The organism is Sphingomonas paucimobilis NBRC 13935 (assembly GCF_000739895.2).
Classification (GTDB): Bacteria; Pseudomonadota; Alphaproteobacteria; order Sphingomonadales; family Sphingomonadaceae; genus Sphingomonas; species Sphingomonas paucimobilis.
On sequence record NZ_BBJS01000004.1, the window covers coordinates 23,797 to 46,426 of the forward strand.

The 22,630-nt window shown below is 66.1% G+C and carries 29 protein-coding genes; 12 read left to right on the top strand and 17 right to left on the bottom strand.

The window, feature by feature from the left end; all coding sequences use genetic code 11:
- Window positions 1-26 precede the first annotated feature (26 nt).
- The 3 genes from SP6_RS00955 to msrB are packed head-to-tail and all read left to right on the top strand — an operon-like array spanning window position 27 to window position 2,717.
- Complete coding sequence (locus SP6_RS00955; RefSeq protein WP_007406048.1) at window positions 27-944, top strand: ABC transporter ATP-binding protein; 918 nt, start codon at window positions 27-29, stop codon at window positions 942-944.
- On the top strand, window positions 941-2,164 hold the full coding sequence (locus SP6_RS00960; protein ID WP_007406110.1) for an ABC transporter permease: 1,224 nt from the start codon (window positions 941-943) through the stop codon (window positions 2,162-2,164). Before SP6_RS00955 ends, SP6_RS00960 begins: the two co-directional genes overlap by 4 nt.
- Window positions 2,165-2,222: 58 nt before the next feature.
- A complete protein-coding gene (msrB, locus tag SP6_RS00965) occupies window positions 2,223-2,717 on the top strand; it encodes a peptide-methionine (R)-S-oxide reductase MsrB (protein ID WP_037569370.1) in 495 nt (164 codons plus the stop codon).
- Window positions 2,718-2,889: 172 nt separating this feature from the next.
- Here the strand turns inward: msrB and SP6_RS00970 are convergent, their stop codons facing one another.
- Both SP6_RS00970 and SP6_RS00975 read right to left on the bottom strand, forming a co-directional pair.
- Complete coding sequence (locus SP6_RS00970; RefSeq protein ID WP_050794209.1) at window positions 2,890-3,402, bottom strand: CHAP domain-containing protein; 513 nt, start codon at window positions 3,400-3,402, stop codon at window positions 2,890-2,892.
- Between the two features lie 206 nt (window positions 3,403-3,608).
- On the bottom strand, window positions 3,609-5,477 hold the full coding sequence (locus tag SP6_RS00975) for a M1 family metallopeptidase (protein WP_042468319.1): 1,869 nt from the start codon (window positions 5,475-5,477) through the stop codon (window positions 3,609-3,611).
- A 107-nt stretch (window positions 5,478-5,584) separates the two neighbouring features.
- Between SP6_RS00975 and SP6_RS00980 the strand changes: the two genes are divergently transcribed.
- Entirely contained in the window at window positions 5,585-5,992 is a 408-nt protein-coding gene (locus SP6_RS00980) for an HIRAN domain-containing protein (protein WP_007406084.1), read from the top strand.
- Between the two features lie 91 nt (window positions 5,993-6,083).
- On the opposite strand, the gene SP6_RS00985 is transcribed toward SP6_RS00980, so the two are convergent.
- The 4 genes from SP6_RS00985 to SP6_RS01000 all read right to left on the bottom strand — a co-directional run bounded on the left by SP6_RS00985 (window position 6,084) and on the right by SP6_RS01000 (window position 8,173).
- Complete coding sequence (locus tag SP6_RS00985) at window positions 6,084-6,320, bottom strand: hypothetical protein (RefSeq protein ID WP_007406138.1); 237 nt, start codon at window positions 6,318-6,320, stop codon at window positions 6,084-6,086.
- A gap of 175 nt (window positions 6,321-6,495) precedes the next feature.
- Complete coding sequence (locus tag SP6_RS00990; protein ID WP_007406120.1) at window positions 6,496-7,116, bottom strand: LysE family translocator; 621 nt, start codon at window positions 7,114-7,116, stop codon at window positions 6,496-6,498.
- Complete coding sequence (locus SP6_RS00995; RefSeq protein WP_007406139.1) at window positions 7,116-7,499, bottom strand: hypothetical protein; 384 nt, start codon at window positions 7,497-7,499, stop codon at window positions 7,116-7,118. Before SP6_RS00995 ends, SP6_RS00990 begins: the two co-directional genes overlap by 1 nt.
- Window positions 7,496-8,173, bottom strand: coding sequence for an EI24 domain-containing protein (locus SP6_RS01000; protein WP_007406085.1), 678 nt, complete (start codon window positions 8,171-8,173; stop codon window positions 7,496-7,498). The genes SP6_RS00995 and SP6_RS01000 overlap by 4 nt, the downstream gene beginning before the upstream one ends.
- Window positions 8,174-8,324: 151 nt before the next feature.
- Here SP6_RS01000 and SP6_RS01005 point away from each other — a divergent pair, with 151 nt between their 5' ends.
- A complete protein-coding gene (locus SP6_RS01005; protein ID WP_007406111.1) occupies window positions 8,325-9,317 on the top strand; it encodes an adenosine kinase in 993 nt (330 codons plus the stop codon).
- Window positions 9,318-9,420: 103 nt separating this feature from the next.
- Here the strand turns inward: SP6_RS01005 and SP6_RS01010 are convergent, their stop codons facing one another.
- The 8 genes from SP6_RS01010 to hisB all read right to left on the bottom strand — a co-directional run bounded on the left by SP6_RS01010 (window position 9,421) and on the right by hisB (window position 15,121).
- Complete coding sequence (locus SP6_RS01010) at window positions 9,421-10,959, bottom strand: amino acid permease (protein ID WP_007406142.1); 1,539 nt, start codon at window positions 10,957-10,959, stop codon at window positions 9,421-9,423.
- 165 nt (window positions 10,960-11,124) lie between these two features.
- Window positions 11,125-11,502, bottom strand: coding sequence for a histidine triad nucleotide-binding protein (locus tag SP6_RS01015; RefSeq protein WP_007406044.1), 378 nt, complete (start codon window positions 11,500-11,502; stop codon window positions 11,125-11,127).
- A gap of 18 nt (window positions 11,503-11,520) precedes the next feature.
- Entirely contained in the window at window positions 11,521-11,835 is a 315-nt protein-coding gene (locus SP6_RS01020) for a phosphoribosyl-ATP diphosphatase (protein ID WP_037569365.1), read from the bottom strand.
- Between the two features lie 32 nt (window positions 11,836-11,867).
- On the bottom strand, window positions 11,868-12,023 hold the full coding sequence (locus SP6_RS21170; protein WP_007406091.1) for a hypothetical protein: 156 nt from the start codon (window positions 12,021-12,023) through the stop codon (window positions 11,868-11,870).
- A gap of 419 nt (window positions 12,024-12,442) precedes the next feature.
- Window positions 12,443-13,204: an imidazole glycerol phosphate synthase subunit HisF gene (gene hisF, locus SP6_RS01025; protein ID WP_007406114.1), complete on the bottom strand. Its 762-nt coding sequence runs from the start codon at window positions 13,202-13,204 to the stop codon at window positions 12,443-12,445.
- The gene (hisA, locus tag SP6_RS01030) at window positions 13,201-13,935 is read right to left on the bottom strand and encodes a 1-(5-phosphoribosyl)-5-[(5-phosphoribosylamino)methylideneamino]imidazole-4-carboxamide isomerase (RefSeq protein ID WP_037569362.1); all 735 of its coding nucleotides are present in this window, start codon (window positions 13,933-13,935) and stop codon (window positions 13,201-13,203) included. Before hisA ends, hisF begins: the two co-directional genes overlap by 4 nt.
- Window positions 13,932-14,537: an imidazole glycerol phosphate synthase subunit HisH gene (hisH, locus tag SP6_RS01035; protein ID WP_007406098.1), complete on the bottom strand. Its 606-nt coding sequence runs from the start codon at window positions 14,535-14,537 to the stop codon at window positions 13,932-13,934. The genes hisA and hisH overlap by 4 nt, the downstream gene beginning before the upstream one ends.
- On the bottom strand, window positions 14,534-15,121 hold the full coding sequence (hisB, locus tag SP6_RS01040; RefSeq protein ID WP_007406107.1) for an imidazoleglycerol-phosphate dehydratase HisB: 588 nt from the start codon (window positions 15,119-15,121) through the stop codon (window positions 14,534-14,536). The genes hisH and hisB overlap by 4 nt, the downstream gene beginning before the upstream one ends.
- 72 nt (window positions 15,122-15,193) lie before the next feature.
- On the opposite strand from hisB, the gene SP6_RS01045 reads away from it, so the two are divergent.
- Entirely contained in the window at window positions 15,194-15,679 is a 486-nt protein-coding gene (locus tag SP6_RS01045; protein ID WP_007406096.1) for an SspB family protein, read from the top strand.
- 326 nt (window positions 15,680-16,005) lie between these two features.
- Window positions 16,006-17,397 carry a class II fumarate hydratase gene (gene fumC, locus SP6_RS01050; RefSeq protein ID WP_007406101.1) on the top strand — a complete coding sequence of 464 codons (1,392 nt, stop codon included), beginning with the start codon at window positions 16,006-16,008 and terminating at the stop codon, window positions 17,395-17,397.
- Between the two features lie 100 nt (window positions 17,398-17,497).
- On the opposite strand, the gene SP6_RS01055 is transcribed toward fumC, so the two are convergent.
- The gene (locus SP6_RS01055) at window positions 17,498-18,136 is read right to left on the bottom strand and encodes a trimeric intracellular cation channel family protein (protein ID WP_037569360.1); all 639 of its coding nucleotides are present in this window, start codon (window positions 18,134-18,136) and stop codon (window positions 17,498-17,500) included.
- Between the two features lie 148 nt (window positions 18,137-18,284).
- Here SP6_RS01055 and SP6_RS01060 point away from each other — a divergent pair, with 148 nt between their 5' ends.
- Together SP6_RS01060 and SP6_RS01065 are read left to right on the top strand one after the other, a co-directional pair.
- Entirely contained in the window at window positions 18,285-18,593 is a 309-nt protein-coding gene (locus SP6_RS01060) for a glycine zipper 2TM domain-containing protein (protein WP_037569358.1), read from the top strand.
- 178 nt (window positions 18,594-18,771) lie between these two features.
- Window positions 18,772-19,335 (top strand): glycine zipper 2TM domain-containing protein, encoded by a 564-nt coding sequence (locus tag SP6_RS01065; RefSeq protein WP_037569356.1) that lies wholly within the window; start codon window positions 18,772-18,774, stop codon window positions 19,333-19,335.
- A 59-nt stretch (window positions 19,336-19,394) separates the two neighbouring features.
- On the opposite strand, the gene SP6_RS01070 is transcribed toward SP6_RS01065, so the two are convergent.
- On the bottom strand, window positions 19,395-19,616 hold the full coding sequence (locus SP6_RS01070) for a hypothetical protein (RefSeq protein ID WP_037569402.1): 222 nt from the start codon (window positions 19,614-19,616) through the stop codon (window positions 19,395-19,397).
- 134 nt (window positions 19,617-19,750) lie between these two features.
- On the opposite strand from SP6_RS01070, the gene SP6_RS01075 reads away from it, so the two are divergent.
- From SP6_RS01075 to SP6_RS01085, 3 genes are all read left to right on the top strand, one after another.
- The gene (locus tag SP6_RS01075) at window positions 19,751-20,482 is read left to right on the top strand and encodes a hypothetical protein (RefSeq protein ID WP_037569400.1); all 732 of its coding nucleotides are present in this window, start codon (window positions 19,751-19,753) and stop codon (window positions 20,480-20,482) included.
- A gap of 62 nt (window positions 20,483-20,544) precedes the next feature.
- Complete coding sequence (crcB, locus tag SP6_RS01080) at window positions 20,545-20,919, top strand: fluoride efflux transporter CrcB (protein ID WP_037569354.1); 375 nt, start codon at window positions 20,545-20,547, stop codon at window positions 20,917-20,919.
- Window positions 20,916-22,007, top strand: coding sequence for an RluA family pseudouridine synthase (locus SP6_RS01085; RefSeq protein ID WP_007406124.1), 1,092 nt, complete (start codon window positions 20,916-20,918; stop codon window positions 22,005-22,007). Before crcB ends, SP6_RS01085 begins: the two co-directional genes overlap by 4 nt.
- A gap of 228 nt (window positions 22,008-22,235) precedes the next feature.
- Here the strand turns inward: SP6_RS01085 and SP6_RS01090 are convergent, their stop codons facing one another.
- Window positions 22,236-22,613 (bottom strand): glycine zipper 2TM domain-containing protein, encoded by a 378-nt coding sequence (locus SP6_RS01090; protein ID WP_007406065.1) that lies wholly within the window; start codon window positions 22,611-22,613, stop codon window positions 22,236-22,238.
- Between the last annotated feature and the right edge of the window lie 17 nt (window positions 22,614-22,630).

The following is a 22,630-nucleotide window of genomic DNA, read 5'->3' on the forward strand; positions in this document are numbered from 1 at the left end:
AGGAGGATAGGGCGGAGGAACAGGGCTTGGACAATCAGTGGGCGGTCAGCGCCTCGGGCCTGGCAAAGCGTTTCGGCGATCGAAGCGTGGTGGACGGAGTCGACATCGCCGTGCCGACGGGGGCGGTGTACGGCGTCCTGGGCCCCAATGGCGCGGGCAAGACCACGACCTTGCGCATGCTCTTGGGCATTATCGAACCCGATGCCGGGCATCGCACGCTGCTGGGCCATGCCCATCCCCGCGATGCGAGCGATCTGGTCGGCTATCTGCCCGAGGAGCGCGGGCTTTACCCGGCGATGAAGGCGCGCGAGGCGATCGCCTTCATGGGCGCGCTGCGCGGGCTCGACTGGGCGACCGGGCGGGCGCGGGCGTCCGAATTGCTGGAACAGGCCGGACTCGGCCATGCCGCCGACAACAAGATCCGCAAATTGTCCAAGGGCATGGCGCAGCTGGTGCAACTGCTCGGCTCGGTCGTCCATCGGCCGCGCCTGCTGGTGCTCGACGAACCCTTTTCGGGGCTGGACCCGGTCAATCAGGAACGGCTCGAGGCGCTGATCCTCGGCGAGCGCGATCGGGGAGCGACCATATTGTTTTCGACGCATGTCATGGCCCATGCCGAGCGGCTGTGCGACCGGCTGGCGATCATCGCCGGTGGCCGGCGCCGGTTCGAGGGCACGGTGGACGAAGCGCGCGGGACGTTGCGCGCTCGGGTCCGCTATCGTCCGCGCGATCCGGACCGGGTGTCGCCTGCATCCTTGCCCGCCGATGCGGTGCGCGAGGGTGAGGATTGGCGCTTCGCCTTGCCCGATGAGGGGATCGAACCGGTGCTGGGCCGGTTGCTGGCGGCGGGGGCGGGCATCCTGAACCTGTCAATCGAGCGACCCAGCCTGCACGAGGCCTTTGTCCGCATCGTCGGCGAATCTGCTGCGGAGGTCGCGGCATGAGCGCGCGTCGCCTGATCCGCCAGACGATGACGATCGCCCGGCGCGATTTCATCGCCACCGTCTTCACGCCGATCTTCCTTCTGTTCCTGTTCGCGCCGCTGATCATGGTCGCGTTCAGCACCATCGGCGCGCTCGGCGCACGCCAGGCCGCCGATCAGGGCAGCGAGCGGGTGCGCATCGTCGCGATCGTCCCCGACGCCGTGGCGCCGGCCTTTGCCGAGGCGGATCAGCGCGCGCGCAAGGTTTTCCGCCGGGACGAGGAGCCACCGTCGCTCGTCACCCTGTCGCCCGCGCGCGATATAGCGGCGCAGGCGCGTGCCAGTTTCGAGGCGAAGGATTATGATGCGACGGCGGTCCTTTATGGCCCGCTTGACCGCCCGACCATCCTCTATGGGCCGCGTGGCGCCCGGACCGCCGATTATCTGGCGGTTCTGGCGGGCAGTGCGCTCGCCGCCGAACGGTTGGGCGGGCCGTTGCCGAGCAGTACGCCGACCAAGATCGCGTTCAGCCGCCAGCGCGCGACGCTGGGAGGCCAGAACCAGACGGCGTTCCTGGCGGTGTTCGGCGTCTTCTTCCTGACCCTGTTCCTTGCCGGCCAGGTCGTCGGTACCATGGCGGAGGAACGGTCGAACAAGGTGATCGAGGTGCTGGCCGCCGCCGTGCCGTTGGAGGCGGTGTTCCTGGGCAAGTTGCTCGGCATGTTCGGGGTCGCGATATTGTTCATCGGCTTTTGGGGAACGGTGATGGGTCAGGTGACCAGCCTGTTGCCGCCGTCCTTCGCCGGCATGGTCGGCGAATTGTCTCCGGCGGTCGGCCTGCCGATGTTCGCGATCCTGTTCGTGGCTTATTTCACCATGGCCTATCTGCTGCTGGGCTCGGTGTTCCTGACGATCGGCGCGCAGGCATCGACGATGCGGGAGATTCAGATGCTCTCGCTGCCGATCACTATCGTGCAGGTCGGCATGTTCACCCTGACGCTCAGCGGCTTGTCCGAACCCGATGGCTGGCTGGCCCGGGTGGCGGAGATATTTCCGCTATCCTCGCCCTTTGCGATGGCGGGACTGGCGGCGGCGGACGATGCGCTGTGGCCACACGCGCTGGCGCTGGCCTGGCAGGGGCTATGGGTCGCGATCTTCGTGACCATGGGTGCGCGGCTGTTCCGGCGCGGCGTGCTGCAATCGGGCAGTGCGCAGCCCTTCTGGCGGCGGAAGCGGGCCTGATCCTATAGGAGGGGTGACGGGCCTTTGCGTATGCAGACGGCCTTCCTATCTTGGGTCTATGACCGCATCGCCTTCCGATCGCCGCGCTTTTCTCTCACTGATGGGCCTGGGGGCTATCGGCGTCGGGCTGTCCGCCTGTGGCCATGAGGCCGAGGCGGCGGAGCGCTTTCCCGTTGCGATGAGCGATGCCGCATGGCGGCAGAAACTGGGGCCGGCGGCCTATGACGTCCTGCGCCGTGAGGGCACTGAACGGCCCTATAGCAGCCCGCTCAACGGCGAGCATCGCAGCGGCGTCTTTTCCTGCAAGGGGTGCGCGCAACCGCTCTTCTCGTCGAAGACCAAGTTCGATAGCGGCACGGGCTGGCCTAGCTTCTGGGCGCCGCTGCCTAAGGTCGTCGGTATGCATAGCGACCGATCGCTGATGATGGAGCGGGTCGAGGTGCATTGTAGCCGGTGCGGTGGCCATCTCGGCCATGTCTTCGACGATGGGCCGAAGCCGACGGGCAAGCGGTACTGTATGAACGGCGTGGCGATGACGTTCCGGGCGGCTTAGCCTTGCGGGCGGGGATTCCCGTGGCCTTCGACTTCGCTCAGGCTGAACGGAATTTGTAGCGCAGGTCGGCGAGGATTGGGGCCTTGTCTCTCACTCCGTTCGCACTGAGCGAAGTCGAAGTGCACGTTCCGCGCTTGATAAAATCGTCGGGACTGTAAGCCCGAACCGCCGATTACTGAGTCGGCGCGGCGAAGGTCAGGATGCCGTTGACGCGGCCATTGGTGTTCGAAGCGATTTCGGTCGCGGGCAGCGACGAGACGCTGGGCTTGTGGCCGGCATAGATGAAGCCCTTGGTCGGATAGGCCGAGGTGCCCAGGCCGCCATTGGGGCCGTACCAGACCTTGACCATCGACCAGTCGTTGTTCGGCGAGATGTCGACCGCGCGGACGTCACGCTCGATGCCGCCGCGACGCGACCAGTTGGCGTGGGTCAGGAGGACTTCGCGGCCGCTGATGACCTTGCTGACCATCGCGACATGGCCGACGCGCATGCGGTGGGTCGCCTCGAACGCCAGGACCGAACCTTCCGCCGGCGTGTGGCCACGCTCGTAACGGCCCTCGGCTTGGCCCCACCAGGTGTTGGCGTTGCCATGAATATCGATGCCCGAAATCTCGCGGGCATAGGGCGCACACTGCCAGAACTGAGCTGCGGCGGGAGCGGCCATCATCAGGCCGCACGATGCCATCAGCGCGAATCGCACTGCAAATGCCTTGAACTTCACGTGACCCCCCGGTCGGAATGTCGGTGTGAGTGTCGATTAACCGGGGCTAAACGCGTTGGAAAGCGCGGCCGGAACCATATCCGGTGAACGGTGTTTCGGCGGCGGTGACCTGAAAGTCACACGGCGAAACGAAAATTTCGTTCCTCATTTCGCCGTGTAAGAGGCTCGCTTTACCGTCCGAGCAGGCGATCCACCGTCACCTGGGTTACCGAATGATAGCCCGGACGCGCTTTGTCGTAGATTCGCTTGGCCAGCGCCTGGCCCCATTCGCCCTGGCCCTGAAGCTGCTGGAACAGCGGTGCGACGAACTTGCGGCGGCCTTGCGACGTCAGGAACTGCTCGGCTGAGGCCTCAGCGGGCGGATAGCGGTTGGCGAGCGCGAGGCGCAGCCAGGCGAAGCGGATCTCGCTATTGCCCGTCTCGTTCCAATGAAACCGCCCGTCGAGCGTGGCGAGCCGCCTGGCAGGCAACTGGCGCGGCAACTGGTCGAGGAAGCGGACATATTCCTGCGTCGTGACCTTGTCGGGGACGGCCGAGACGGGGCCGCCGGTCGCGAACACCTTGGCCGCCGCGTCGATCGCGGGGAAGGCGTCGGAGCGGACATGGACGGCATTGGCGGGGATGCCCGGCTGATAGACCCATTGGTCGACGCCGATCTTCTCCGCCTCGCCGGGCTTGAGCAAATTGGCCTTCAGATCGGCGAGGAAGCCCGCACTCGTCTGGGGCTGAAAGGCGTGGCGATCGAAATAGCCGCGCAAATACGCGTCCCAGCGCGGCCGGCCGACCACCGACTCGATCGTCCGCAGGAAGGTCGCGCCCTTGTCATAGGCGATCTGGGTCATGCCGTCGTCGGGATCCCGCTTGGCATCGAGATCAAGGTGCAGCTTGGTGTCGGGCGATTCAGGACCGCCGGCTTCCTTCACCGCATTCTGCATGTCGGTCCAGGCCAGGTCCGCCTCCATGGCGGCGCGGCGCTTGCCGTACATCGACTCCATGATCCGGTTTTCGAAATAGCTGGTGAAGCCTTCGTTCAGCCAAAAATCGTCCCAGGTCGCGTTGGTGACCAGATTGCCCGACCAGCTATGCGCCAGTTCATGCGCGATCAGGCTGACGAGGCTGCGGTCGCCCGCCAGCACCGTCGGCGTGGCGAAGGTGAGCATGGGGTTTTCCATGCCACCGAACGGGAAGCTGGGCGGCAGGACCAGCACGTCATAGCGACCCCAGCGATAGGGGCCGTACAGCCCCTCGGCGGCGGTCACGAATTTGTCGAGCCCGGCAAACTCCCAGGCCGATTTGTCGAGCATCGCGGGTTCGGTCCAGATGCCGGTGTTGGCGCTTAAGGGCTTGAACTTCAGGTCGCCGATGGCAAGCGCGATCAAATAGGGGGCGACCGGCTTGTCCATGCGATAGCTGGCGGTGTGGCGGCCGCCCTCGCACGGCGTCTCGGCCGTCCGCTCGCCGCTCATCACGACGGTCAGCGCGCAGGGGGCGTTGACGGTGGCGTCCCAGGTCTGGCGGATGCCGGGCGAATCCTGGGTCGGAATCCAGCTACGGTTGAGGATCGCCTCGCCCTGGCTGAACAGATAGGGCTGTTTCTTGCCCGCCGTCTGTTCGGGCGAAAGCCATTGCAGCGCCTTGGCGCCGGGCGCGGAGGCATAGGCGATCTTGACCGTGCGATTGCCGTTCAGCGTGATCGTCAACGGCGCGCCATGCACCTTGTCCGCCTGGCCGACCGTGTAGGGCAGGGGGCGGTTCTGCGCATCGGTCACCGTCACGATGCGCAGGCCATTGTCATCGACCACCAGTTGCTTGGCATCGGGCTTGGCATCGACCGACAGGGTCGCGACGCCGCGGATCACATGGGTGTCGAAATCGGCATAGAGATTGAGCGAGACATGGCTCACCCGTGCCTCCAGCGGCCGGGCGAAGCTGTGCACGTCACGCGCATCGGGCGTGGTCAGGATCGGGGCGACCGCAGGAGCGGCGGTGGGATTGGGCGTCTGGGCGGCGAGCAGCATCGCCAGGGCGGCAACGGACATGGTGACTCCGAATGGGACAGGATGATTGCACCATAGCGGGATCGTGACGGATTGGGAGGGGAGGCGCACCCCTGGACGCGGCGAACCATCGCCACCAGCTAGAGGCGATGGACGAGATGACGCTGGCGGTGGTGGGGATCGACTTTCCCAATGAGGACAAGGCGCGGAGCAACAGGCGGTTCGAATGGCTGGCCTCCGCCGTCGGCGATCCGGTGACGCTGCGCCCCGAACCGCGCAACGCCCATGATCCCAACGCGATCGCGGTATTCAGTTCGAGGGGTGTTCAGGGTGGCTATCTGTCGGCTGAACGGGCGCCATGGGTCGGCATGCGGATCAGGCGAGGGGACGAGGTGCAGGCCGTCTTCCAAGGGCTGGATAAGAGCGTCGCCTATATTCGCGTCCGCTTTGGCGGGGGAGCACCATCGCTCCCGCCGGCTCAAGCCGCGCCCTCGCGCCCGGAGGTTGCCGATGACGATTTCTACCCGGATGCCGAGGGGCTGGACTGGGGCGCCTGATACCCCAACGCAAAAGAGGGAGCCGAAACCGGCTCCCTCTCCGCGCATTCACATGCGTTGACCTATGGGCGGGCGAACCCGCCCAGTCCGATCAGTTGCTGTCCGCGTTGTCGTCCTTGACGATCGCGACAACACCGATGGCGACGACGCCAGCGGCGATCAGCGCGGCCAGGACGCCGCCGCCGGCCAGCTTGTTGCTCTTGGCCGACGGAGCCGAAGCGCGAACCGACTTCGAAACCGACAGGCTGGCGGCCGGGTTGGTCGGGGCAGCGGCAACCGGAGCGGCAACAAGCGCGGTGGCGGCAACAGCAGACAGAAACTTCATCATATATAATCTCCCATGGCGAACGACCGCCAAGACGCGGCAATGTTCATCGTCCCAATAGCGCAAATGTGTCGGGGTGCAAAATTGTTCCCGCAGTGCATCAATTTTTTTGAATGACTGTGGGAACCGTACCGCACCTCGGTCGTAACGGGGTGCTGATCAGGGACGTAACACCTTGTTATCGGCGGATAGTCGCCGTGGCCAAACCAGCAAAGATCAACGCGCCTCCGCCGGCGCGGTGCGCCCAGGCCAGGGCTCTCGGCGATCGCAATAGCCCTCCCGCGCTGGAGGCGGCCCAGGCATAGGCGGAATCGGTCGCCGCCAAGGTCAGGACGAAGGTGACGACCAACAGGCTGGCCTGCATTCCATAGGGGCGGGCGGGGTCCAGAAACTGCGGTGTAAAGGCGGCGAGGAACAGGATCGTCTTGGGGTGGAAGGTCCCGACACCCAGATTGCCCAGAAACGCCGCGCGCGGTGTGATCATGCGCGGGCGAACGGCCACCGCCTGCGTATCGCGAGCGCGCCACAGCGACAGCACGCCGATCGTGATCAGATAGACCGCACCCGCCCATTTGAGTAGCCCGAACAGAAAGGCCGAGGCCGCCAGCAGCGCACCCACCCCCGCCAGGCTGGCGATCGCGGCGCCGGCATTGCCCAGCGCGAGCCCGGCCACCGAGGCAAAGGCGGTGCGCCGTCCCGATCCGATCGCATAGCCCAGGATCGCCGCGACCCCGGGCCCGGGCACCAACCCGATGACCAGCGTTGCCGCGACAAAGGCGAGCCACAGATCGGGTCGCATCAGCGGCCGCCGTCGCGCCGGGTCAGCGCCGCGACACAGCTCGCGCGGTCGATCGCGCTGCCATCGGGTTCGCGCGCGTCGATATAGGAGACGCGCGGCTCGCCCCCGTCCTTGGGATAGAGATAGGCGTCGAGGACGCAGAACTTGCCCTGATATTGCAGCTTGCGTGCCTGGCCCTCACGGACATCGGCATCGGCCGCGCCGAACAACTTGGTCAGCCCCGCTGCGTCCTGGCCCAGCACCCGCTCCAGCCCGACGCTGGTATAAGGCACCGGGACGGGCGCCATGCCCCGCACCGGGGCGGCGGTCTGCGGCACGGTGCAGCCGGCCAGGGCGAGGGGGGGGAGCAGGAGCAGCGCGTACCTGCGCCAGAAGGTGGTCATGCCGGTCGCCTCCGATGGAAGAAATGCGTCGCCATGCTGGCGCCCAGGACCGGGGCCAGCAGGTTCAGCCCCGGAACCACGAACAGCACCGCGACGGCAAGGCCCAAGAGCAGTCGCTGCGGCCCGGTCGCCTTGCGCCAGCGACGCATCGCGCCCGCATCCATATGCCGCGCCGCCACCATGTCGCCCAGATCGCGTGACAGCAGCCAGCCATTGACCAACAAGAACATCGCCGCCGTACCGACCCCGGTCACCAGCAGCCCGATATAGACCGGCAGCAATACCAGGTTGATCGCCACGACCCGCCCTGCCGAGCCCAGCCCCATCGCTATCCCCCGCGCCAAGGGAACCGGCCGGGCGGTGTCCAGCGCCTTGGGATAATGGCGCGCTTCGACCGCCGCGACGATATCCTCGGCGAACAGCCCGACCACTGCCATCGCCACGGCGCGAAAGGCCAGCCACAGCGTCACGATCTCGACCGCCACGACCAGCGCCGCCGACCAGCCCCCGGCCTGCGCGCCCAACCAGCCGGTGAGCGCCGCCCGCACCCCCCACCAGAGCGCGACGCCGGCGACGACGAACAAGGCCAGCGTCATCGCCAGCGAGCGGAACAGGACCCGGCGGATGACGGGATCGCCGAGCTGCCCCAACGACAAGAAGAAGGCGCGGATCATGACATCAGGGATGGCGTGGGGGGCGGGGCCAAGTCAATGCGATCGAACACGGCTTTTGCGTGGATGGCGGGGCCCCTCGGGCATCCCTTGCGCGGGGGTAGCGCGCTGACTAGGGCGACGGCATCATCATGTTTTTCCCGGAGCCTGTTTCTTGACCAACCCCACTTATGACGTGGTGGCGATCGGCAATGCGATCGTCGACATCCTCGCCTCGGCCGAGGATGATTTCATCGCCGAACAGGGCATGACCAAGGGCGCGATGCAGCTCGTCTTCTCGACCGAGGAGGCCGATGCGCTGTACGACAAGATGGGCCCGGGCCGCGAGATTTCGGGGGGCTCGGCCGCCAACACGCTGGCGGGCATCGCCGCGCTGGGCGGCAAGACGGCCTTTATCGGCCAGGTCGCCGACGATCAGCTAGGCCAGGTCTTCGCGCACGACATTCGCGCGGCGGGCGTCCGTTTCGACACGCCGGCGCGTGCGGGGCAGCCGACCACGGCGCGCTGCATGATCTTTGTCAGCCCCGATGGCCAGCGGACGATGAACACCTTCCTCGGCGCATCGCACTATCTGCCCGCCGAGGCGCTGGACCGCGCGCTGATCGCGGATGCGGCCTATCTCTATATCGAAGGCTATTTGTGGGACCCCGAAGAGCCCCGCGCCGCGATGCGCGCCGCGATCGAAGTCGCGCGGGAGGCGGGCCGCAAGATCGCCTTCACCGCCTCGGCCGAGTTCGTGATCGACCGTCACCGCGCCGATTTCCATGCGCTGATCGATGGCGGCATGATCGACGTGATCTTCGCCAATGAGACCGAGATCGTCGCGCTGACCGAAACCGCCGATGTCGAGGCGGCCATCGCCTCGCTGAAGGACAAGGTCGAGACGCTGGTCGTGACGCTCGCCGAAAAGGGTGCGCTGGCGCAGCGCGGCGACGAGCGCGTGACGGTACCGGCACACCCGGTGGACAAGGTGATCGACACCACCGGGGCGGGCGACCTGTTCGCCGCGGGCTTCCTCCATGGCCAGACCCAGGGCCAAGACCTGAAGGCTTCGCTGACGCTGGGCGCCGCCTGCGCCGCCGAGATCATCAGCCATTTCGGCGCACGGCCGCAGGTGGACCTGAAGGCGCTGGCCGCCAGCCTCTGATCGATCCGCTGTCATCTCGGCGCAGGCCGTGATGGCGACAGGATAAAAGAAAAGGGCCGGAGGATCGCTCCTCCGGCCCTTTTTCCATGTCTGGCGAATCCGATCAGCGATCGAGCGGCTTGGCGATTTCCGGCTGCATCGCGGGGTCTTCCACCACATCGATGATGCCGCGCCCGACATGGCTGCGCTTGCGGCTATAGAGGAAGTAGATCAGCAGACCCACCGCGCCCCAACCCGGCAGGACCAGGATCGCGATCAGCGGCAGCGAGAAGTAGAGATAGGCGCACCCGATCATCGCGGCTGGCGCGACGATATACACGGCGGGCGTGCGGAACGGACGCTTGCGACCCGGATCGGTCTTGCGCAGCACCATCACCGATAGCGCGACCATGAAGAACGCGAACAGCGTGCCCGAGTTGGAATAATCCGCCAGCTTACCGACCGGCAGGAAGGCCGAGGCGATGGTTGCGGCGATGCCGGTCACGATCGTCACGACGTGCGGCGTGCGGTAGCGCGGATGCACCGAGGCCAGCTTTTCGGGCAGCAGGCCGTCACGCGCCATGGTGAAGAACACGCGGGTCTGGCCGAACATCATCATCAGCACGACCGAAGGCAACGCCAGCGTGGCCGCCAGGCCGATCAGATTGCCGATCTTTTCCCATCCGATGGTGCGCAGGACATGCGCCAGCGCCTCGCGCGAGCAGGACAGCGGCTCAGGCGTTCCACCAGCGACGATCGCCTTGCACTGCGCGGCCAGTTCCGACGTACCCGGCGACAGCACCACACCGGCGGCATCGCGCACCGGCTGCGCGCCCAGCGGCGAGCCGATCGCGCCCGCCGAGACCAGCAGATAGAAGATGGTGCAGAACAGCAGCGAGGCGATCAGACCGATCGGCACGTTGCGCTGCGGGTTCTTGGTCTCCTCAGCGGCGGTCGACACCGCGTCGAAGCCGACATAGGCGAAGAAGATCGACGCCGCGGCCCCCGCCACGCCGGTCAGGCCGGTCGGCATGAACGGCTCGAAATGGGCGCCGTTCATGACCGGCACCGACAGCGCGATGAACAGGGTCAGCGCGGCGACCTTGATCGCGACCAGGATGGCATTGACGCGCGCGCTCTCGGTCGTGCCGACCACGAGCAACCAAGTGACCAGCAGCGAGATGATGACGGCGGGCAGGTTGATGTAACCGCCTGAGGAGGGGCCGTTGACCCATTCCATGGGTATGTCGATGCCCAGCAGATTGCGGATCTGCCCGACGACATAGCCCGACCAACCGACCGCGACGGCGGATGCGCCGACCGCATATTCGAGGATCAAGGCCCAGCCGACCATCCAGGCGAGAAGCTCGCCCATGACCGCATAGGTATAGGTATAGGCCGACCCCGCGACCGGGACCATCGAGGCCAGCTCGGAATAGCAGAGCGCCGCCACCGCGCAGACGAAACCCGCCAGCACGAAGGACAGCATCATGCCCGGCCCCGCCTTTTGCGCGGCTTCGGAGGTGAGAACGAAGATACCCGTGCCGATGACGGCGCCGATACCCAGCATGGTGAGCTGGAACGCGCCTAGCGATCGTTGCAGCCCCTTCTTCTCGGCGGTCGCCAATATGGCGTCCAGAGGCTTAACGCGCCCGAAAATCATGAATGTCCAATCCCCCCAAGGGAAGGGCTACCCCAATGGGAGTATGCCCGGCGTTCGATGAATGACGGCGGGAGGTTAGCTGCAATTTTATTACGTGCAAACCAAAAGAGGTGACAAATGCGACAGAGGGAGGGGGCGAATGCGCCGTTGCCACCAAAAACGCCCTTATCTGGCGAGCATGGGTCCCAGGGGACGGCCCGCCAGGATGTGGACGTGCAGGTGCGGCACCTCCTGTCCCGCATCCGGCCCGATATTGGCAAGCAGGCGATAGCCGGGTTCGACCGCGCCCGCTTCGCGCGCGACATGGCCGACCGCGCGGACGAAACCGGCGATCTCCGCCTCGCTGGCACGCGCTGCGAAATCGTCCCATGAGACATAGGGGCCGCGCGGGATCACGAGGATATGTGTCGGTGCGTGCGGCGCGATGTCGTGAAAGGCGACGGCCCATTCATCCTCATAGACCCGGCGCGACGGGATTTCGTCGCGCAGGATCTTCGCGAAGATATTCTGGTCGTCATAAGGCTGGGTGGCGTCGATCGGCATCGATAATCTCCGTGAAGCTCAGCGGGGCCGCGCGGCCTTTTCCTCATGCCCCGACACGCCCTCGCGCCGTGCCAGTTCGGCGCGGACATCGTCCAGCGACAGGCCCGCATCGGTCAGCAGCACGATCAGGTGGAAGAGCAGGTCGGCGGCCTCGGACACGATCTTGTCGGGCTGGGCCATGGCGGCGATGACGGTTTCCACCGCTTCCTCGCCCAGCTTCTGCGCGATCTTGGGGCGCCCCTTGGCAAAGAGGCTGGCTGCATAGGAGGTGGCGGCGTCACCTTCGTCCCGGCGCGCGCGGATCGTGGCTTCGAGGCGGTCGAGCATGTCCATGGCGGCGTGGGTGGCGCAGGCGGCGGGCGGCGTCAATCCTTGCGGTTCCGGCGGCGCATCAAGTGGCGGAGCAACCAGATCGCGCCGATCGCGAAGACGAACAGGCCGATGTCGGACCATTCGGGATGGCTTCGCGGCTTGGGCGCTCCGTTATGCGCGGCGGCGGTGGTCAGGGAGGCGAGGGGCATGTTGGGATGTTAGCAGCGGTCTGCGCATGGGTCATCCGGGGGATTTTTGTTCACGCGAAGCCGCTAAGCTGCGAAGATTTTCTGGTTCGCGCGGAGGCGCGGAGGGGGTGGTTGTTAGGTTGGCGATTGGCTTTCCATACGGCAGGACCACGTCTCCCATCCGCCGCCTCTCCCCCGCCCCGTTCACGCTGAGCGAAGTCGAAGCGCACGTCCTGCACTCCGCCAGGTGGTGAAGTTATCCCTTGGCCTTCGACTTCGCTCAGGCTGAACGGGGGTTGGGGAGCATCTCTACCCGCCCCGTCGATCGGGAGACGCGCACCCGGTCCGATGTGCAGGCCACCGCCTCCCCCAACAACCAGACCCTCCGCGTTTCCACGCGAACCAAAGGAATCTTCGCGGCTTAGCGGCTTCGCGTGAACTCAATGCGCCCGAACCGGCACTCCCGCCGCCGCGAGGGCCCGATGTGCATCCGCGATCGACGCGTCGCCGAAGTGGAAGATCGACGCCGCCAGCACCGCCGAGGCATGGCCGTCACGCACCCCCGCCACCAGATCGTCCAGCCCGCCGACGCCGCCCGACGCCACCACCGGCACGCTGGTCCGGTCGGCGATGGTGCGGATCAGCTCCAGGTCATAGCCGCCGCGCGTGCCGTCCCGGTCCATCGAGGTGACCAGCAATTCGCCTGCGCCCAGTTCGGCCAGCCGCAGTGCATGCTCGACCGCATCGATCCCGGTCGCGCGCCGTCCGCCATGGGTGAACACCTCCCAGCCATCGGCCGCCCGCCGCGCATCGACGCTGGCGACACAGCACTGGCTACCGAATCGCTCGGCGATGTCGGAGACGACTTCGGGGCGGCTGACCGCGGCGGAGTTGACCGCGACCTTGTCGGCGCCCGCCAGCAGCAGCGCGCGCGCATCCTCTGCCGTGCGCACGCCGCCGCCGACGGTCAGCGGCATGAAGCACACCGCCGCCGTCCGCCGCACCACGTCCAGGATGGTCCCGCGCGCCTCATGGCTGGCGGTGATGTCGAGGAAGCAGAGCTCGTCCGCGCCCGCCGCATCATAGGCACGCGCCTGTTCGACCGGATCGCCCGCATCGATCAGGTCAACGAAGTTGACGCCCTTGACCACCCGGCCATTGGCGACGTCCAGACAGGGGATGACGCGTGCGCGGACCGTCATGCGGCGGCCGCCACTGACAGCGCCGCCGCCAGATCGAGCCGCCCGTCATAGAGCGCGCGGCCGGTGATGACGCCCTCCACCCCATCCTGATGATGCAACGCCAGCATGTGGATATCGCCGATCCCGGCAACGCCACCGCTGGCGATGACCGGGATGCGCACCGCGCGGGCGAGATCGACGGTCGCGGGCACGTTGCAGCCCTTGAGCAATCCGTCGCGGCCCACATCGGTGAACAGCAGCGCCGCCACGCCCGCATCCTCGAACCGGCGGGCAAGGTCCTCGACAGACACGTCCGACACGTCGGCCCAGCCACGCGTCGCGACCATGCCGTCCTTCGCATCGACCGCGACGACAATGCCGCCCGGATAGGCCTTGGCCATGTCGCGCACGAAGTCGGGATTCTCCAGCGCCGCCGTGCCGATCACCACGCGCGACACGCCCAGGTCGAACCAACGCTCGACATTCTCTGCTTTCCGGATGCCGCCACCCAGCTGGACATGGCCGGGAAAGGCTTTGACGATCGCCTGTACGGCCTCGCCATTGACCGATTCGCCCGCAAAGGCGCCGTCGAGGTCGACGACGTGCAAGTGTTGCGCGCCCGCCTCGGCGAAAAGCATCGCCTGATGGGTGGGATCGTCGCCATAGACGGTGGCGCGGTCCATATCGCCCTCGGCCAGGCGGACGACCTGGCCGCCCTTCAGATCGATGGCGGGGAAGACGATCAAGCTCACGGATGCCACTCCAGGAAACGGGTCAGAAGCGAGAGGCCGTAGCGCTGGCTCTTCTCGGGGTGAAACTGGACGCCGACCACCGTGTCGCGGCCGATCGCGGCGGTGACGGGGCCATCATGGTCGGTGGTCGCCAGCACATGCGCGCCGGTAAAGGCATAGCTGTGCAGGAAATAGGCCTCGCCCGGCACGATCAGCGGATGCTCGCCCACGGGCTGGACGTCATTCCAGCCCATATGCGGGACCTTTGCCGTGGGATCGGTGGGCGTGAGACGCGCGACTCGACCGGGAATCCAGCCGAGCCCGCGATGCTCGCCCATCTCCTCGCCGGTGTCGGCGAGCAACTGCATCCCGACGCAAATGCCCAAGAAGGGGCGGGCGCGGGTGAGGGCGGCATCGCGCAGCGCTTCTTCCAGCCCATCCACGGCGCGCAGATTCGCCGCGCACGCCCCGAACGCGCCGACGCCCGGCAGGACGATGCGGTCGACCTTGGCGATCACGTCCGGGTCGGCGGTGATGACGACGTCGCTCGCCCCCGCCGCACGCAGCGCATTGTCGACCGAATGGAGATTGCCCGATTCGATGTCGATCAGCGCCAGCGTCACAGCATGCCCTTGGTCGAGGGGATGGCGTCGGCCTTGCGCGGGTCGATCTCCACCGCCATCCGCAGCGCACGGGCCAAGCCCTTGAAGATGCTCTCGGCGATGTGATGATTGTTGTGGCCGTGCAGCAGCTCGACATGGAGCGTGATGCCCGCCTCCTGCGCGAAGCTGTGGAACCAGTGCTCGATCATCTCGGTCTGGAGCGTGCCGAGCATGGGATTGGTGAACGGCACCTTCCACACCAGCCAGGGGCGGCCCGAAATGTCGAGCGCGGTGCGGGTCAGCACCTCGTCCATCGGCGAAAGCGCCTCGCCGTAGCGATAGATGCCGCGCTTGTCGCCCAGCGCCTTGGCAAAGGCCTGTCCGATCGCCAACGCGCTGTCCTCGGTGGTGTGGTGGCCGTCGATATGCAGGTCGCCCTCGACCTTGACCGACAGATCGATCAGCGAATGCCGCGACAGCTGGTCGAGCATGTGATCGAGAAAGCCGATGCCGGTGGCGTTCTGATAGACGCCGGTGCCGTCGAGATTGACGGTGACGTCGATGACGGTTTCCGCAGTGGCGCGGTGGACGGTGGCGGTGCGCATGGCCCCTCCCTTAAACACCTATCCGTCCCATGCAATCTTGACCCGCGATCAAAGGCCGCTAGTCCAAGGGACATGACCGAAGGATTGCCCGACAGCCTCATCCCCTATGACGACATCGTGCAGGAGGCCCTGCGCGCCGTGGTGGGGCGTGTGCTCGGCCCGGTGGCGGAGACGGGACACTTGCCCGGCACCCACCATTTCTACATCACCTTCAAGACCCAGGCGCCCGGCGTGGACATTCCGCAGCGTCTGATCGAGCGATTCCCGGACGAGATGACCATCGTCCTGCAAAATCGCTTCTGGGACCTGACGGTGGACGAGAATCGCTTCTCGGTTGGGCTCAGCTTCAACCAGGTGCCGTCGAAGCTGGTCATCCCCTATTCGGCGATCACCCGCTTCCATGATCCCGAAGTGCAGTTCGAACTGGGCTTCCATGTGGCGGACGATCCCCAGGGCGATCCCGATCCGCATGATTCGGCCGAGAATGACGAACCGGTCGCCAAGCCGGTCGAAGACGGCAGCAACGTCGTCGCCGTGGATTTCAAGCGGAAGAAGTAATTTCGCGCGAGGGCGCGGCGGTGTCCGGCACTGGCCGCGACGTCCTGCCCCCCCACCGCCGTTGGGGTAGGGTCGGAGATACCGCAAAGCGAACCCCCTCCGCGCCTCCGCGAACCAAAATTTTCGACTTCCCCGGCGTAGGCCGGGGCCAAGTCTCTAATAGGCATAGGGCGCGCCTTGCGGTTGCGTGGGAGGCAAACGCCAAACGCTATTGAGAGCGGGCAGCGACTGGACCCCGGCCTTCGCCGGGGTGGGGCCTTTGTTTAGTGGGATCAGCAGGGCTAGATTGAAGGAACCCATCCCCTATCCGGTGAGTCCCTCTGCCCATGACCCAGACCCGCACCGAAACCGATTCGATCGGCCCGATCGAAGTCCCCGCCGACGCCTATTGGGGCGCGCAGACCGAACGGAGTCTTGAGAATTTCCCCTTCGGCGCGCGCGAGCAGATGCCGATCGGCATCGTCCATGCGCTCGCCATCGTTAAAAAGGCCGCGGCACGGATCAATCGCGGCCATGGCCTCGCGGGCGAAAAGGCCGATGCGATCGAATCGGCGGCGCAGGAGGTGATCGAGGGGCGGCATGACGACCAGTTCCCGCTGGTCATCTGGCAGACCGGCTCCGGCACCCAGTCCAACATGAACGCCAATGAGGTGATCGCGGGCCGTGCCAACGAAATCCTGACCGGTACGCGTGGGGGAAAGTCGCCCGTTCACCCTAATGACGACGTCAATCGCGGTCAGTCCTCCAACGATACCTTCCCGACTGCGCTCCATGTCGCTGCCGCTCTGGCGGTGACGAAGCAGCTTTTCCCCGCGCTCGACCGGCTTCACGCCGCGCTCGATGCCAAGGCCAAGGAATGGGATTCGATCGTCAAGATCGGCCGCACCCATTTGCAGGACGCGACCCCGCTGACTTTGGGCCAGGAATTCTCCGGCTATGTCCAGCAACTCGCCAATGCCCGCGACCGGATCGAGGGGACGCTTCACCGCAACATCCTGCCGCTCGCGCAAGGGGGCACGGCGGTCGGCACCGGTCTGAACGCGCCGCATGGTTTTGCCGAGGCGATCGCAGCCGAGATCGCCGACGCGACCGGGCTCGACTTCGTCACCGCGCCCAACAAGTTCGAGGCGCTGGCGAGCAATGACGGGCTGGTCGATCTGCACGGCACGCTCAACGTGCTCGCGGTGGCGCTGACCAAGATCGCCAATGACATCCGCCTGCTCGGCTCCGGCCCGCGCTCTGGGCTGGGCGAACTGGAATTGCCCGCCAACGAGCCGGGCAGCTCGATCATGCCGGGCAAGGTCAACCCGACCCAGTGCGAGATGCTGACCATGGTCGCCGCCCAAGTGATCGGCAACAATGCCGCCGTGACCGTGGGGGGGCTTCAGGGGCATCTGGAACTGAACGTCTTCAAGCCACTAATTGGCGCGAACGTCCTACGATCGATCCATCTGCTGTCGGTCGGCATGGAGAGCTTCGCCGAGCGCACGGTCGAGGGGATGACGGTCAATCGCGATCGGATCGGCGAACTCCTCGACCGCTCGCTGATGCTGGTTACGGCGCTGGCGCCCGAGATCGGTTATGACAATGCCGCCAAGATCGCCAAGCATGCGCATGAGAAGGGGCAGACGCTGAAGGAAGCGGGGCTGGAACTGGGATTGGTCGATGAAGCGACCTTCGACCGGGTGGTGCGACCGGAGTTGATGCTCGGGCGGTGATGAGTCGGCGTGGCCTTCTACTTCGCTCAGGCTGAACGGAAGTAGGGAATACATACTCCAGCCCGTTCAGGCTGAGCGAAGTCGAAGGCCAAGGGAATCACTACCGATCCTCCCATTTCTCGGCGGGGTAGGCGGGCAGGGCGAGCCGATAGCGAATCGCCGCCCCGCGCAGGATGAACCCGGCCAGCGCGGCGATCGGGCCCGCCATGGGCACCCCCAATTGCATCAGGATGACATAGCTGGTCGAGGCGAGCGCGGCGGCGGTGACGTAGAGTTCGGGCCGCATCAGGATCGATGGTTCGCCGGCGATCACGTCGCGGATGATGCCGCCGACACAGGCCGACACCACGCCCAGCATGGCGGCCGGGATGGGCGGGATACCATAGCCGCTCGCCTTCGCCGCGCCATACACGGCATAGGCTGCCAGTCCCACCGCATCGAACCAGTCGAGCGCGCTGCCGCGCCACCAGCGCTCGGGCGTCGCCCAAACCGCGACGGCGGCGGCCAGACAGACGGCGGGGACCCGCGCGTCATGCACCCAGAAGACCGGCGCATCGATCAGCAAGTCGCGCAGTGTCCCGCCGCCGACCCCGGTGATGAGCGCGAAGAAGACCAGCGTCACCATGGTCTGGCGATGCTTGGCCGCCGCCAGCGCGCCCGAGACGGCAAACACCGCCAGACCGGCAAGGTCGAGCCACGGCATCGCGGCGGGCAGCATGGCGGTCGGTTCGGGAAGCATCGCCCCCTGCTCTTAGGGCGGGGATGATCCGGGGGAAAGGCCGGCGGAAGGATGCCCTGTCATGAACGGCACGTTATGTTTGGTTCATGCAACGGACATTAGGATGCGAACGTTACGGCATCAGATCATGTTCGAAAGGAAAATTGTCATGCGGAAATTGATGCTCGCACTGGGTTGCACCGCCATGGTCGTCCCGTCGCTGGTTCTGCCCGTCACCGCTGCCGATGCGCAGCGCCGGTACAAGTATCGCGAATGGCGCGACGATCGCGGCCGTGTCCGCTGCCGCAAGCCCGATGGCACGACCGGTCTGGTCGTCGGTGGCGTCGCGGGCGCTCTGCTAGGCCGCACCATCGATACGCGCGGCGACCGTACGCTGGGTACGCTGGGCGGTGCCGCCGTCGGCGCGCTGGCCGGTCGCGAAGTGGAGCGTGGCACCAGCAGCCGCCGCTGCCGCTGATCGCCTCTTCCCATACCCAAAAGCAAAAAGGGCGTCACCTTCGGGTGGCGCCCTTTTTGCTACGATCTTCAATCACTTGCTCATGTCTCGTCGATGAATGGAAGGTAGTTTTCGGTTCACGAAACGACTTCCGCAAACAGGGCGTTCAACCCTCACCTCAGAAGACGGGAGTATAGTTATGCGTATCGCTCTCTTATCGGCCACGATGGCCGCGATCACTTTTACCGCCATACCGGTCGCGGCGCAGAGCAATGGCCGGGAAGCGCGCCGCGAATATCGCGACGAAATCCGGGATGCTCGCCACGATTATCGCCGTGATGTCCGCAATGCCGATTCGCGGCGTGACGTTCGCGAGGCGCGCCGGGAATATCGCGACGAAGTGCGCGACGCGCGCAAGGACTATCGCCGCGACATGCGCGACATTCGTTGGCGCAATTACGACTATAACCGGTTCGAGCCGGGCCAGCGCGGCTATTATGCCGAGCGCTATTACCGCGACGGCCGCTATTATCAGCCCCGGAGCCTGGGGCGGAACGACCGCATCTATCGCGGCATGAACGGGCGCTACTATTGCCGTCGCAATGACGGGACCACCGGCTTGGTAGTCGGCGGTCTGGCCGGCGGCGCCCTGGGCAATGTGATTGCGGGCGGTGGTTCGCGTCTGCTCGGCACGCTGATCGGTGCGGGCGGCGGCGCGCTGCTGGGGCAGCAGATCGATCGCGGTCAGGTTCGCTGCCGCTAAGCCCCTCTGCTCTGCGATCAGGACGGCCCGGCACCTTCGCGTGCCGGGCCGTTTCGCATTCAGATCAGGCCACCACCCAGCATCAGGCGAAGGCCGAAGATCAGGATCAGGATGAGATTGAGGTTCCGACCGCTGTTGCGTGACGACAGGGAGCCGACGGCGGCACCGACGATCGCGATCGGGATGACGAACCAATAGCCCCAGGCGAAGAAGGGCAGGAACGGCACGATGCCGAGCAAAAGCGCGACGACGCCGATGACGATCGAGAAAAGGTTCAGCATGGCGCCCAAGATGGCGGCCGATCGCGCGATATACAAGCGTGCGACACCTCATCCCAGCGTGGGACGAAACGCGCTTGGGAAGGCCGCCACCGTTAACGATCGCATCGGCGGTGCATGCTACAGCGATGGACATGATGGCCAAGCCGCTGCGAATTCTGATTCCCCTGACTTGTCTGCTGCTGGCCGGCTGCGGCGGCCAGTCGGATGACGATGCGCAACTGAACGCGCTCGATAACGAACTGGCGGCGATGAATGACGGCCAGCCGGCGCAGGACCCGCAACTGGCCGAGGCGCTGGCGGGTCAGATCATGGTCGATCCGGGTCTGACCCAGACATCGAATGCCAATGCCGTGCGTCCGCCCAATCGGCCGGACAGCGACCAGGTGCCCGTCCTGCCGCCGCCGGGCGACCCGGTCGATCCCCGCACGCTGAAATCGGCGCCCAAGGCTTCGTCCGACTGTCCCGAATGCCGCGCCTCGGCCAAGGCCCTGACGCTCGGCGCTCTGGCGGGGCAACAGGCGGCCAATGCCCGGTGTCTGGCGGGGCTTCGCTATTCGGCCGGCTGGGCAGGACATTTGCCGGCCGCCTTCGCGGTCTATCCGGGCAGCCGGCTGAACGAGGCCGCCGGCAATGACGCCGGGGGATGCCATGTGCGGATCGTCAGCTTCCGCGCGGGCGGACCTGTCGACAAGGTCATCGACTATTATTTCACCCGCGCCACCGCCGCCGGCTATGATGCGGACCATAAGCGCGATGGGGCGCAGCATGTGCTGGGCGGCACGCAGGGGGCGGCGGCCTATATCGTCTATGCCACCGCGCGGCGTGACGGCGGCACCGATGTCGACCTGATCGTCAAGGGCGGCTGATCCCGGACGCCTTGCAAGCTTCCTTTGCTTGGAAAGCGGCCTTGCGCTAGGGGAGCGGAATCATGTCACCGCTTCTTCTCGTGATGCTGGGCGGCGCATTGGGGTCGGGGGCCAGGCATCTGACCGGGCGATTCATGCTCCACGCGCTTGGTCCAGGCTTTCCCTATGGCACGCTGACCGTCAACTGGGTCGGCGGGCTGCTGATGGGCTTGCTGGCCGGCATCATGGCGCGCACCGGCGGTACGGAGGGGTGGCGACTGTTCATCGGCGTGGGGGTTTTGGGGGGCTTCACCACCTTTTCCTCCTTCTCGCTGGACACGATCACGCTCATCGAACGCGGCCAGGTGACGGTCGCGCTCGGTTATATCGCCTTGTCGTTGCTGGGTTCGCTGGCCGCGCTTTGGGCCGGACTTTCGATTACAAGGATTTTCGCATGACGGACTTTGTCCGCCAATTCACGGTCGGTTACGACGATGACGGTATCCGGCTGGACCGCTGGTTCAAGCGGCATTTGCCCGACACCAGCTTCACCACCGTGGCCAAATGGGCGCGTACCGGGCAGCTCCGCGTCGATGGCGCGCGCGCGACGCCGGGCGACCGCATCACGGCAGGCCAAGTGCTGCGCGTGCCCCCCGCCGAGCCCGCGCCCGCCGAAAGCGCCAAGCCGAGCCGTCCGCGCAACATCCTGTCCGAAGACGAGGCCGCGTTCGCCCGCGAGATGGTGATCCACAAGGACCGCGACGCGCTGGTCCTGAACAAGCCGCCGGGCCTGGCGACGCAAGGGGGGACCAAGACCACCACCCATGTCGACGGCCTGCTCGACGCGTTGCAGTTCGAGGCGGAGGGGCGGCCCAAGCTGGTCCATCGGCTCGACAAGGATACGTCCGGCGCGCTCCTCGTCGCGCGCAACGCACGCTCGGCGGCGTTCTTCGCCAAGGCGTTTTCGGGGCGCACCGCCAAGAAGATCTACTGGGCGCTGGTCGTCGGCGTGCCGTCGATCGAGGACGGCACGATCGAACTGCCCATCGCCAAGCAGCCGGGTACCGGTGGCGAGAAGATGCATGTCGATGAGGAGAACGGCCAGGCCGCCCGCTCGCGCTACCGGGTGATCGAGCGTGCGGGCAATCGCTGTTGCTGGGTCGAGTTGCAGCCCTTTACGGGTCGCACCCATCAGTTGCGCGTGCATATGGCGGCGATCGGCCATCCGATCGTCGGCGACGGCAAATATGGCGGGGCAGCGGCCTTCCTCACCGGCGGGATCAGCCGCAAGATGCACCTGCACGCGCGCCGCATCCGCGTCGACCATCCCGATGGCGGTCGCATTGACCAGACCGCCGAGTTGCCGAGCCACTTTGCCGAGTCGATGAACCAGCTCGGCTTCGACGAGATTCGCGGCGATGTGCTGCCGCAGGAAGAGGATCGCGGTCCGCCGCCCAAGGACGTGCTGAAACAGCGCGCCAAGGCGCATGCCAAGCAGTATCGCAAGGAACGCCGTGGCGAACGGCGGGGGCGCGGGGCGCGGTAGTTAGGTTCGTGAGCCATGGCTCACGAACCCGCCTAGGGGTGACGTTCCCTCAACTCCGTTCAGGCTGAGCGAAGTCGAAGCCCACGCCCAAGCCTTTCCGAGAGCAGTTCCCGTGCGCTTCGACTTCGCTCAGCGCGAACGGCGCGGCGGATGAGAAAACCCCGCCAGCGAGAGGCCAGCGGGGTTCTTTGTATGACGGAAGGGGCCATGGCCCCTCACGCCCGATGATTAACGGCAATAGCCGGGATTGTTCGACTTCTCGATCGCGTGACCGGCCAGCGCACCGGCGCCGCCGCCCAGGATCGTGCCGAGGGTGCGGTCACCCCGCGAGTCGATGGTGCGGCCGAGCAGGCCACCGGCGATCGCGCCGACGATCGTGCCCGTGGTGCCGTTGTTGCAGCGCTGCGGGCCGCGATAGGCATAGCCGCGATTGTCATAATAGCGACGGTCGTAACGCGGCCCACGGTTGTAGCCGTCATAATAGGCATCGCCATAGGCACGCTCATAACGGTCGCCATAATAACGCTGCGCCGAAGCAGCGGTCGGAACCATGGCCGTCGCGCCGACGGCAAGGGCGGCAGCAGCGAGCGAGAGCTTCTTGAACATCGTCATCTCCCTTGATC